The 10,975-nt window shown below is 74.5% G+C and carries 10 protein-coding genes; 9 read left to right on the top strand and 1 reads right to left on the bottom strand.

The genetic code is table 11. The features are described 5' to 3' along the window. Positions 1–26 precede the first annotated feature (26 nt). From FJR00_RS00985 to FJR00_RS00965, 5 genes are all read left to right on the top strand, one after another. A complete protein-coding gene (locus tag FJR00_RS00985; RefSeq protein WP_238330225.1) occupies positions 27–611 on the top strand; it encodes a protein-L-isoaspartate O-methyltransferase family protein in 585 nt (194 codons plus the stop codon). Continuing rightward, positions 608–1,384 (top strand): SIR2 family NAD-dependent protein deacylase, encoded by a 777-nt coding sequence (locus FJR00_RS00980; RefSeq protein WP_141337059.1) that lies wholly within the window; start codon positions 608–610, stop codon positions 1,382–1,384. Before FJR00_RS00985 ends, FJR00_RS00980 begins: the two co-directional genes overlap by 4 nt. A gap of 4 nt (positions 1,385–1,388) precedes the next feature. Continuing rightward, positions 1,389–2,831 carry a basic amino acid/polyamine antiporter gene (locus FJR00_RS00975; RefSeq protein WP_238330224.1) on the top strand — a complete coding sequence of 481 codons (1,443 nt, stop codon included), beginning with the start codon at positions 1,389–1,391 and terminating at the stop codon, positions 2,829–2,831. Positions 2,832–2,987: 156 nt separating this feature from the next. After that, a complete protein-coding gene (locus FJR00_RS00970) occupies positions 2,988–4,097 on the top strand; it encodes an ATP-binding protein (protein WP_141337058.1) in 1,110 nt (369 codons plus the stop codon). Next, on the top strand, positions 4,081–5,352 hold the full coding sequence (locus FJR00_RS00965; protein ID WP_141337057.1) for an MFS transporter: 1,272 nt from the start codon (positions 4,081–4,083) through the stop codon (positions 5,350–5,352). Before FJR00_RS00970 ends, FJR00_RS00965 begins: the two co-directional genes overlap by 17 nt. Before the next feature lie 56 nt (positions 5,353–5,408). On the opposite strand, the gene FJR00_RS00960 is transcribed toward FJR00_RS00965, so the two are convergent. Next, positions 5,409–6,746: an HNH endonuclease signature motif containing protein gene (locus FJR00_RS00960; RefSeq protein WP_181409431.1), complete on the bottom strand. Its 1,338-nt coding sequence runs from the start codon at positions 6,744–6,746 to the stop codon at positions 5,409–5,411. Between the two features lie 69 nt (positions 6,747–6,815). On the opposite strand from FJR00_RS00960, the gene FJR00_RS00955 reads away from it, so the two are divergent. The 4 genes from FJR00_RS00955 (at position 6,816) to pstC (ending at position 10,963) form a co-directional block, all read left to right on the top strand. Further along, positions 6,816–7,133, top strand: coding sequence for a ribonuclease E inhibitor RraB (locus FJR00_RS00955; protein ID WP_141337056.1), 318 nt, complete (start codon positions 6,816–6,818; stop codon positions 7,131–7,133). A gap of 26 nt (positions 7,134–7,159) precedes the next feature. After that, positions 7,160–8,674, top strand: coding sequence for a CYTH and CHAD domain-containing protein (locus tag FJR00_RS00950; RefSeq protein WP_181409430.1), 1,515 nt, complete (start codon positions 7,160–7,162; stop codon positions 8,672–8,674). A 216-nt stretch (positions 8,675–8,890) separates the two neighbouring features. Continuing rightward, positions 8,891–9,901 carry a PstS family phosphate ABC transporter substrate-binding protein gene (locus FJR00_RS00945; protein WP_202876560.1) on the top strand — a complete coding sequence of 337 codons (1,011 nt, stop codon included), beginning with the start codon at positions 8,891–8,893 and terminating at the stop codon, positions 9,899–9,901. 78 nt (positions 9,902–9,979) lie between these two features. Continuing rightward, complete coding sequence (gene pstC / locus FJR00_RS00940; RefSeq protein ID WP_141337054.1) at positions 9,980–10,963, top strand: phosphate ABC transporter permease subunit PstC; 984 nt, start codon at positions 9,980–9,982, stop codon at positions 10,961–10,963. Positions 10,964–10,975 lie beyond the last annotated feature (12 nt).

Raw genomic sequence — 10,975 nt, 5'->3', positions numbered from 1 at the left:
GGCGCGCGACGGCATACCGTGGAGGGGTGTTCGGACGACGACGCGGCGCCGCGGTCCGCCAGGCCATGGAGGGCACGCCCCGGGCCGACTACCTGCCCGAGGAGGCCCGCGACCGGGCGGGGATCGACGCGCCGGTGGCGATCGGGCACGAGGCGACCTGCTCCCAGCCCACGACCGTGCGGACCATGCTCGAGCTGCTCGACGTCCGGCCCGGCCAGCGGGTGCTCGACGTGGGCAGCGGGTCCGGCTGGACCACCGCCATCCTGGCCCGGCTGGTCGGTCCCGGGGGCTCGGTCGTCGGGGTCGACGTCGTGCCCGAGCTGGTCGAGGACGCCGCCGCGCGGCTGCGGCGCGACGGGCTCGACCACGCCGCCGTCCGCGTCGCGGGGGAGGGGGAGCTGGGGGCGCCCGAGGCCGCGCCGTTCGACCGGATCCTCGTCTCGGCGATGGCCCGGGACCTGCCGCGACCGCTCGTCGACCAGCTCGCCGACGACGGGCTGATGGTGCTGCCGCTGGAGGGGCGGCTGGTGACGGTCACGCGGGTCGACGGCGAGCCACGCGTCGAGCCGGCGCCGGGGTGGTACCGCTTCGTCCCGCTCCAGGGCTCGTGACCGGCGTCGGCCGCGTCCCGCCGCGGGTCCTCGACCTGGCCGCCGGTGCGGAGCGGGTGTACGTGCTCACCGGGGCCGGGATGTCGGCCGAGTCGGGGATCCCGACCTTCCGGGACGCCCAGGTGGGGCTGTGGGAACGCTTCGACCCGACGGAGCTGGCGACCCCGCACGCCTGGGCCGCCGACCCGGCCCAGGTGTGGGCCTGGTACGCCTGGCGCGCCACCCTCGTGCGCCGCTCCCTGCCCAACGCCGGGCACCGGGCGCTCGCCGGCTGGCAGGCCCGTCCGGGGGTGCGGCTGGACGTGGCCACGCAGAACGTCGACGACCTGCACGAGCGGGCCGGTGCAGAGGTGCTGGCCCACGTGCACGGCAGCCTGTTCGCGCTGCGGTGCAGCGTGTGCGACCGGCCCAGCGACGCGGCATACCCGGAGCTGGCGGAACCCGTGGGCCGGCTGGACCCGCCGACGTGCACCGCCTGCGGTGGGACGGTCCGGCCCGGGGTCGTCTGGTTCGACGAGACGCTGCCGGAGGAGGACTTCCTCGCCGCGGTCGACGCGGCCCAGGAGGCGGACCTCGTCCTCGTCGTGGGCACCTCGGGCCTGGTCCACCCGGCCGCGACGATCCCGCACCTGGCCGGGGACCGCGGGGTCCCGGTGGTCGAGGTGAACCCCGCCCCGACGGTGGCGAGCGAGGCCGCGGACGAGGTCTGGCGCGCCACCGCGGCCACCGCCCTGCCCGCGCTGCTGGAGGAGCTGGGCGGCGGCATACCCTGACCCGGTGAGCACGGACACGCGACCCGCGGACCGCACCGGGCGCACCGACGGGACCCGCCTCGGCGTGGTGGCCCTCACCGGGGTCGTCGTCGGCTCGATGGTCGGTGCCGGCATCTTCTCCATCCCGCAGAACATGGCCGCCGGGCCGGCCGCCCCGGGTGCGCTGCTCGTGGGCTGGGCGGTCACCGGCGTCGGGATGCTGGCCCTGGCGCTGACCTTCCAGTTCCTGGGCCGGCGGGCCGCCGACACGCACGGTGGCCTGTACGGCTACGCGCGGGACGGGTTCGGCCCGATGCCGGCCACCCTCGTGGCCTGGGGCTACTGGATCAGCGCCTGGCTGGGCGACCTGGCCTACCTCGTGCTCATCTTCTCCACCCTGGGGCTGTTCTGGGAGGTCTTCGGCGACGGGACCACCTGGGTGAGCACCCTCGGCGGCACCGTCGTCCTCTGGGGGTATGCGGCGCTCCTGCTGCGGGGGGTGCGCGACGCCAGCGCGGTCAACGTCGTGGTGACGGTCGCCAAGCTGGTGCCGATCCTCGTCTTCCTCGTCGTCGGCGTCATGGCGTTCGACCCGGCCGTGTTCACGGTCGACCTCTGGGGCCGGCAGGAGGACCTCGGCCCGGTCTTCGACCAGGTGCGCGCGATGATGCTCGTCACCGTGTGGGCCTTCCTCGGCATCGAGGGCGCGACCGTCTTCGCCCGCCGGGCCCGGCGCGACGGGGACGTCGGACGGGCCACCGTCATGGGCTTCGCGCTCGTGCTCACCCTGCTCGTGGCGGTCAACCTCCTCGCCGCGGGCATCCTCACCCGGCCCGAGCTGGCAGACCTGCAGGACCCGTCCCTGGCCGGCGTGCTCGAGGCGGTCGTCGGGCGCTGGGGGGCGGTGCTCATCTCGGTGGGGCTGCTCGTGTCCGTGGGCGGGGCCTTCCTGGCCTGGCAGCTGCTCTGCGCCGAGATCCTGGCCTCGACGGCGCGGGCCGGCGGGCTGCCCAGGATGCTGGGGGAGGAGCCGCGCCCGGGCGTGCCGCGTCGGGCGATCCTGCTGACAACGGCGGTGCTGCAGGTGGCGCTGGTCTGGGCGCACTTCCGGGGGGCGGCCTACTACGACGTCATCCTCATGTCCGGCTCCATGATGCTGGTGCCCTACCTCGTCTCCTCCCTCTACGCGCTCCGCCTGGCCGCCCGCGGAGGTGGTGGGGGCGGGACCGCCGTGGTCTTCACGGGGGTGAGCACGGTCTACGCGCTGTGGCTGCTCTACGCCGGCGGGCTGTCCTACCTGCTGATGTCCTCGGTGTTCTACGCCGTGGGCCTGGTCGCGCACGCCTGGACCCGGCGCGAGCAGGGCCGGCCGGTGCTGCGGGGCTGGGAGGTGGCGCTCGCCGCGGGGATCGTCGTGGCGGCCGGCTGGGCGGCCGTCGGCCTGCTGACCGGCGGGCTGCAGGTCTGAGGGGGACGGGGGTGTCGGTCGGCCCCGGTAGGCTGACCTTCTCCATCAAAGATGCAACAGATGTAACAACGTGCCGAAGATGTAACAGATGACACAGCGCCCGGCCCACCCGTCGGCGCGACGTCCCCGACCGCGCTTGCCGAGGAGGTGACCCGCATGCCCGCGAACAACCCGTTCCGGCCCAGCTTCGGCGTCTCGCCCCGGGTGCTCGCCGGCCGGCAGGACCTGCTGCAGGACTTCGACGTGGCCCTCGACGAGGGGCCCGGGTCCCCGCTGCGGTCCCTGCTCGTGAGCGGTCCCCGGGGGATGGGCAAGACGGTCGTCCTCAACGAGCTGGAGGACATCGCCCGCACGCGGGGATGGTTGGTGCTGCGCCTGCCCGAGGGGACGGACATGCTCGAGGAGCTGGAGGGATCGACGGTCCCGGCCCTGCTCGCGGAGCACGACACCCAGGCGGTGCGGCGTCGCCTTACCGGGGGCGGGATCAGCGGGCTGGGGTCGGTGTCCACCGACGTGGAGGACCGCTACCCGGTCCGGCAGTCGCTGACCCGGATGCTGGGGCGGCTCAGCGAGGTCCTGGCGGTGCACGAGACCGGAATGATGTTCACCCTCGACGAGGTCCAGGACGCCGACCCCGACGTCGTCGGCAGGTTCGCGACCGTCTACCAGCACCTGGTGCGGGACGAGCGCGAGGTGGCCTTCGCCGCGGCCGGCCTGCCCGTGGGCGTCGACCAGCTCCTGCGCCAGGGCGGCACCACCTTCCTGCGCCGGGCCGAGCGCGTCCACCTGGACCTGCTCACCGACGAGGAGGTCGCCGAGGCGGCCCGGGCCACCGTGACCGAGGCCGGCCGCACGCTCGGCGACGAGGCGGTCGGTGCGTTCGGACAGATCGTCCACGGCTACCCCTACCTGCTGCAGCTCGTCGGCTACCACGCCTGGCGGGTGGATCCCGCCCGGGAGGAGATCACCGCCCGGGACGTGCACCGCACCAGGCCCCTGGTCGTCGAGCGCATGGGTCGGCTGGTGCACGCGCCGGCGGTCGCGCCCCTGCCCGAGGGTCAACGCTCCTACCTGCGCGCCATGGCCGTGGACGACGGACCGTCCTCCACCCGCGAGATCGCCGAGCGGATGGGGGTGCCGATGCAGCAGCAGAACGTCTACCGCGCCCGCCTCATCGGGCGTGAGCTCATCCGCGCCACCGGCCACGGCTTCGTCGACGTCACCCTGCCCTACCTGAGGGAGTACCTGCGTGCCCAGCCCCGCTGACCGGCCGACCGGCCGCGTCGACGCGAACCGGATCCCCCGTCCCATCTGGATCCTCGTCGGCGCCGCCTTCGTCATCGCGCTCGGCTTCGGCATCGTCTCGCCGGTGCTGCCGGCCTACGCGCGCTCGTTCGACGTCGGCGTGGCCGCGGCCTCGGTGGTGGTGTCCGCGTTCGCCTTCTTCCGGCTCGTCTTCGCCCCCGCCGGCGGTGCCCTGGTCTCCCGGCTGGGGGAGCGGCCGGTCTACCTCGCCGGCCTGCTCGTCGTCGCCGTCTCCTCGTTGGCCACCGCGTTCGCCCAGTCCTACGGCCAGCTCCTGCTGTTCCGGGGCCTCGGCGGCATCGGTTCGACGATGTTCACCATCTCGGCCATGGCGCTGCTCGTGCGGCTGGCGCCGCCGCGGCTGCGGGGCCGGGTCTCCTCGGCCTACGCCTCCGCCTTCCTCATCGGCGGGATGGCCGGTCCCCTGCTGGGCGGCCTGCTCGCCGGGTTCGGCCTGCGTGCCCCCTTCGTCGTGTATGCCGTGGTGCTGGTCGTCGCGGCCGTCGTGGTCGCCGTGGGCCTGGGTGGGGAGCGCCTGCCGGCGCCGCCGGCCGGGTCGGCGGAGCGGCCCACGATGACCCTCGCGCAGGCCTGGGCCTCCCCGGTCTACCGGGCGGCCCTGGCCTCCGGCGTGGCCAACGGCTGGACCAACTTCGGGGTCCGGATGGCGGTCCTGCCGCTGCTGGCGATCGCCGTGCTCGACCAGCCCTGGGCGGCCGGCGTCGTGCTCGCCGTCAGCGCGGTGGGCACGGCCGTCACGCTGCAGTTCTCCGGCCGCGCCGCCGACCGGGTGGGGCGCCGGCCGCTGGTGATGGTGGGCCTGCTCGTCATGGGTGCGGGGATGGGGCTGATGGGGCTGGCCACCGTGCCGGCCTCCAGCACCGTCGGCCTGGCCGTCCTGCTCGCCCTCGCCGTCGTCTCGGGGGTGGGGGCAGGCATGGTGAACCCGGGCCAGCAGGCCGCCGTGGCCGACGTCGTCGGGCAGGAGCGCAACGCGGGCAAGGTGCTCTCGGTCTTCCAGATGGCCCAGGACGGAGGTGCCATCGTGGGCCCGATCCTCATCGGCCTGGTCGCCGACACGTGGGGCTTCACGGTGGCGTTCGCCGTCACCGGGGTGATCTGCGTCCTCGGCGCCGTGCCGTGGCTGCGGACACCGGAGCCTCTCACCCTGCACCAGGGCCAGGACCACGACAGCTCCCAGGTGGGGGCGAGCTGACGTCCCTGCGGGCATGGGTGTGGCCCGGCCGGTGGTGGGCCGGGTGCGGGGCGGGGTCATCTTAGGTGCCAGATGACGCCGTGGGCGGTGATGGTGGCGGTGAGGCCGTGCTCGTGGACCCAGGTGTGGTGGCGCGGGCAGAGCAGGGCGTAGTTGGACAGGTCGGAGCGGCCGCCGTTGGCCCAGGGGACGACGTGGTGGGCGTCGCACCAGGTGGCGGGCACGGTGCACCCGGGGATGGTGCAGCCCTGGTCGCGCACGGCCAGCCGGACCCGTTGTCCGGGGGTGACCAGGCGCTTGCGGCGGCCCTGGTCCACGACTTCACCGTCCCCGCCCAGGACCAGAGGGATCAGGTCGGCCTCGCACGCCAGCCGGCGGACCGACTCCGCGGCGACCAGGTCCCCCTCCAGGGTGGTCCCGCACCCGGGCACCCGCCCGCCGGTGGCCGCCAGGTCGCGTCGCAGGGTGTCCAGGTCCATGGTGACCAGCAGCGTGGCCTTGGGCGTGGTCGGCTCACCCTTCGTGCCGGCCACCCCACGGCGCAGCACGGTCATCAACGCGTCGTAGCGGCGCTGCCCGGGCGTGCGGGTGTCCTGCTGCCCGGTGGCCGCGGTCTCCTCGGCGGTGGCCGGTGCCGCCAACGGTGAGCGCAGGATGGCGCGGACGGCCTGGTAGTCGCCGTCCTGCCCGAAGGTCAGGATGATCCGTTTCACGGACCCGTCGGCCAGGGACGACTCGTGCACGTCGCGCAGCTGCTGCTGGGCGGTGCGCCGGTCCTCGTGGTCGCGCTCGGGCAGGCAGGCCGCCAGCAGCCGGTTGGTCACCCGGGTGATGTCGGCCTCCTCGAACACCGGGTTGCACCCGGCGTCGGCCAGCAGGCCGACCGCCCGGTCGTAGTCCCCGGGGGCCAGGGCGCCGCGGATGCGGGTCAGCGCCCGGTGCAGCCGTGCTGCCCGGGCCAGCGGCATCCCGCCGGTCAGGACCCCCTGCACCAGGGGCGCGTGCACGGCCTCCTGCCCGGCCTGGGCCAGGCGGACCAGGTCCTGCAGCACGCCCCGGGACAGCTCCGGGCAGCGCAGGCCCAACCAGTCGGCCAGTCCCATCCCGGCCGCGGTGGGCAGCCCCCGCGCGGTCGCCTCCACCGCCAGCCGCACCCGGGCCCGCTCCACCGCTGCGGCCACCGTCGACGTCGCTCCCAGGGCCGCGTCCAGGTCGGCGTCCTGGACCAGGGCCACGTCCCCGGCCGCCAGGTCGGCCATCACCGCCTCCCGCCCGGCCGCCCGCAGGCTTCCGAACACCCGCTCCCCCGGCAGCCGCGCCGGCGGCAGCGCCCCCTGCCGGACCACCGCCCCCGCGGTCGTCCGCAGAACCTCCCCTCCCCACGTCTGCCCCATAGGACGAACGTAGGCAAGGCCACCGACACACCCGCCCGACCGGCGCGGCGGACCCCATACCCTGGGCCCGTGAGCACACCGCACGCAGGCAGCGAGCACCTCATCATCCTGCCGGACCGCGAGGTCGCCGAGGAGCTGGCCGAGGAGCTGCGCGAGGAGGGGTTCGCGCAGGTCCGGGTGCTGCGCGAGGCCGCCCGGACCGAGGAGGACGACGAGGACCACGAGTGGGCGGTCTACGTCCTGGACACCCGCCTGCCGGACGCCTCCGGGGGCGGGGCGTACGAGGGGCTGCGCGAGCGGTTCATCGAGGTCGCCCGCGAGCACGAGGGCTGGTACGACGAGCCCGGCGACCACCGCCCCCCGATCCCGGACCCGGACGAGCGGTGACCCCGCGCTGCGGGCCGGGCGGGGCCGTGAGCTCCCAGCAGGTCGAGCGGGAACGGACGTTCGCGCTGTCCGACGGGCAGCAGCTGCCCGACCTCGACGGGCTGCTCCGCACGGGCAGGTCGCAGGTCCACCGGATGCGCGCCGTCTACCTCGACACCGCCGACCTGCTGCTGATCCGGCACCGGGTCACGCTGCGCCGGCGGGAGGGTGGCCCGGACGAGGGCTGGCACGCCAAGCTGCCCCGTCCTGACGGGTCGCGCCTCGAGCTGCACGCAGCGATGACCCAGGGGCCGGGACGGACGCGGGTGCCTGCCGGTCACCTGCGCGCGGTCGCCGCCGCCCTCGGCCCGGCCTGGCCCACGGGCGTGGAGGCGACGCTGCTGCCGGTGGCCACCCTCCTGACCGAGCGCACGCAGACCGACCTGCTCGACGACGGGGGCAGCGTCGTGGCGACCCTGTGCGACGACCGTGTCGTCGCGCTCCCCGAGGACCGCCGGTGGCGCGAGCTCGAGGTGGAGCTGGTCCCCGCCGCCGTCGACGACGCGTTGCTGGACGAGGTGAGCGAGAGGTTCGCGGCCCAGGGTGTCCTGCCGTCCGACTCCCCGTCCAAGCTGGGCCGCGCCCTGGGCAAGCGGCCGGACCGGGCGGCCCGGGGCGAGAGCCTGCGGTCGCGGGACCCCGCCGCGGCCGTCCTCCACTCCTACCTCTCCACCCAGGTCGCCGGGATCGTCGGGCGGGAGGAGGACCTGAGGGCCGACGCGCCGGACGCCGTCCACAAGGCCCGGGTCGCCACCCGACGGCTGCGCAGCGCCCTGCGGACCTTCGACCGGCTGCTCGACCGGGAGGTGACCGACCCGCTCCGGGACGAGGTGGCCTGGCTGGCCGGGCTCCTCGGTGCGCCGCGCGACGCCGAGGTGGTGCGGGACCGCGTGCTGGGCAGGCTGGAGGGCCTGCCGCCGGAGCTCGTCGTGGGCGACGTGGTCGGCCTCGCCCGCGCCTGCCTGACGGAGGAGCACGCCCGCGCCCACGAGGCCCTCGTCGAGGGGATGAGCGGCGAGCGCTACCTCGCGCTGACCGACAGCCTGCTGGACCTGCTGGCCGACCCGCCGTGGAGGGGGCGGGCCGGACGTCGTGCCGACGAGGTGCTGCCCGCCCTCGTCGAGAAGGCAGCGGGCCGGGTCGCACGTTCCGTCCGCCGCACCCGTGCGCACGACGACCCCGACGGCCCGGAGGCCCTCCGCGAGCGGCACGTGACCCGCAGACGGGCCAAGGCGGTCCGTTACGCGTGGGAGGCGCTGGCCCCTGCCCTGGGTCCCGACGCCGCGGAGTCCGCCCGCCGGTGGGAGGAGGTCACCGAGGTCCTGGGCGAGCTGCAGGACGTCGTGGTCGCCCGGGCCCGGCTGCTCGAGCTGGCGGCGACGGCCGAGCACGCGGGCGTCCCCAGCTTCAGCCTCGGCGTCGTCGCCGGGGAGGACCGGGTGGCGGTCGCCGACCTCACCGCCCGGGGGGACGAGGCGGTCGACCGGGCGCTCCAGCCCTAGACCGGTCGGGGGCCGGTCGGAACAGGTGCGGGCAGCGCCCGTCGAACGGGGCTGAGTGAACGTCAGGTGACGGACAGGGGGCGGCCCGGCGCCGAACGGTCACCTGAAGGCCAGACCAGGGCCACCACCGGTTCACGTCGTGCCCGTTGCATGGGTCGTGCTGGCACCGCCAGCGGCGGAGGCGAGCCTCCGCGTCCCGGTACGAAAGGAAGACCTGTGTCCCTTCGGCACAAGACCATGGCCCGCACCTCCGTCGTGGCGGCCGCCGCCGTCCTGGTCCTGGCCGCCTGCGGCAACGGTGAGGACAGCACCGACGGCAGCACCCAGGCTGCCGGCACCGAGGACGGCGCCGCGGGCGGGTCTGCGGACGGCGCCCTCTCCGGCGACATCGCCATCGACGGATCCTCCACGGTCACCCCGCTCACCGAGCCGGCCGCCGAGCTGTTCATGCAGGAGAACCCCGACGTCCGCGTGGCCGTCGGCACGTCCGGCACCGGCGGCGGGTTCGAGAAGTTCTGCAACGGCGAGACCGACGTCTCCATGGCCTCCCGCCCGATCAAGGACGAGGAGGTCGCCGCCTGCGAGGAGGCCGGCATCACCTACGAGGAGCTGGGCGTGGCCAACGACGGCCTGGCGGTCGTGGTGAACCCGGAGAACGACTGGGCCACCTGCCTGTCCGTCGACGAGCTGAACGCCGCCTGGAGGGACGGCTCGGAGGCCACCGACTGGTCCGGCATCAACCCGGAGTTCCCCGCCGAGGCGCTCGAGCTCTACGGCCCGGGCACCGACTCGGGCACCTTCGACTACTTCACCGAGGCGGTGAACGGGGAGGAGGGCAACATCCGGCAGGACTACAACGACATCGGCGAGGACGACAACGCCGCCATCACCGGTGTCGCCGGCGGGACCGGCGCGATGGCCTTCATCCCGCTGACGTTCGCCCTCGAGGCCGGCGACAGCGTCAAGATCCTCGAGATCGAGAACGAGGCCGGCGAGTGCGTCGCGCCCTCCACCGAGACCGTCCAGGCCGGTGACTACACCCCCCTCGCCCGCGAGCTGTTCATCTACCCCAAGGGCGAGTCGGTCGCCAACAAGCCCGAGGTCAAGGCCTTCGCGGAGTTCTACGTGAACAACTCCGAGGAGATCGCCGAGGCCGCCGGCTTCATCCCGCTGACCGAGGAGCAGAAGCAGGCCGCGCTGGACCAGATCGCCACCCTGGGCGGCTGACCCGCCCGACCGCCCGCCCGCGTGGGCGGGCGGTCGCGGCACCGCCCCCATCCCCGACCAGGACCGAGAAGGACGCCCATGAGCAGCACCCCCGGCACCACGGCCGTCCGTGGCCGCACCGCAGACCCGTCGCCGGTGTCCCTGACGGCCGGCTCGCCCCGCTGGGGGGAGAAGGCGATCGTCGGGTGGCTCCTCCTCTGCGCGGCCTTCTCGGTCCTGGTCACGGCGGGGATCGTCTTCTCCCTGATCCCGCCGACCGTCGAGTTCTTCCGCAGGGTCGCTCCCGGGGACTTCTTCTCGACCGACTTCTGGGCCCCGACCAACGCCGGCAACCCCAGCTTCGGGGTCCTGCGGCTGGTGGTCGGCACGCTCAACGTCACCTTCTGGGCGCTGCTCATCGCCATCCCGGCCGGCCTGGGAGCAGCGATCTACCTCAGCGAGTACGCCAGCAGCCGCGCCCGGAAGGTCCTCAAGCCGATCCTCGAGGTGCTCGAGGGCGTCCCCACCGTCGCCTACGGCTTCTTCGCCATGACCTTCGTCACCCCCCTCCTCCGCGACCTCTGGCCCACCTTCCTGCCCGGCAAGCTGGGTGAGCCGCCGGGCATCTTCTCGGCGGCGTCGGCGGGGGTCGTCATGGGGGTGATGATCATCCCCACGGTGGCGTCCATCTCGCAGGACGCCATGAGCGCCGTCCCCTCCGGCCTGCGGCAGGCCGCCTACGGACTGGGGTCGACGCGGATGCAGGTGGCCACGCGGGTGGTCGTCCCGGCCGCCCTCTCCGGCATCGTGGCCAGCTTCGTCCTAGGGATCTCCCGGGCCATCGGCGAGACGATGATCGTGCTGCTGGCCGCAGGGGCCTCGGCCAACCTCACCTTCTGGCCCAACGACTCGGTCCTGACGATGACCACGTTCATCGCCCGGACCTCCACCGGCGACATCGGGCACGGCACCACGACCTACTACACGATCTTCGCGGTCGGCGCGCTGCTCTTCCTCATGACCTTCGTCATGAACATGATCAGCATCGCCCTGGTCCGCAAGTTCCGGGAGACCTACGAATGAGCCGGCCCACCC

The sequence above is a fragment of the Ornithinimicrobium kibberense genome, from assembly GCF_006519705.1.
Taxonomy (GTDB): domain Bacteria; phylum Actinomycetota; class Actinomycetes; order Actinomycetales; family Dermatophilaceae; genus Ornithinicoccus; species Ornithinicoccus kibberensis.
The sequence above is the reverse complement of the archived record's forward strand: the minus strand, read 5'-3'. Positions and strand labels throughout refer to the sequence as shown.

Coding starts and splice junctions, on each gene's coding strand:
- FJR00_RS00970 (WP_141337058.1), top strand. CDS start 2,988: ATGCCCGCGAACAACCCGTTCCGGCCCAGCTTCGGCGTCTCGCCCCGG.
- FJR00_RS00960 (WP_181409431.1), bottom strand. CDS start 6,746: ATGGGGCAGACGTGGGGAGGGGAGGTTCTGCGGACGACCGCGGGGGCG.
- pstC (WP_141337054.1), top strand. CDS start 9,980: ATGAGCAGCACCCCCGGCACCACGGCCGTCCGTGGCCGCACCGCAGAC.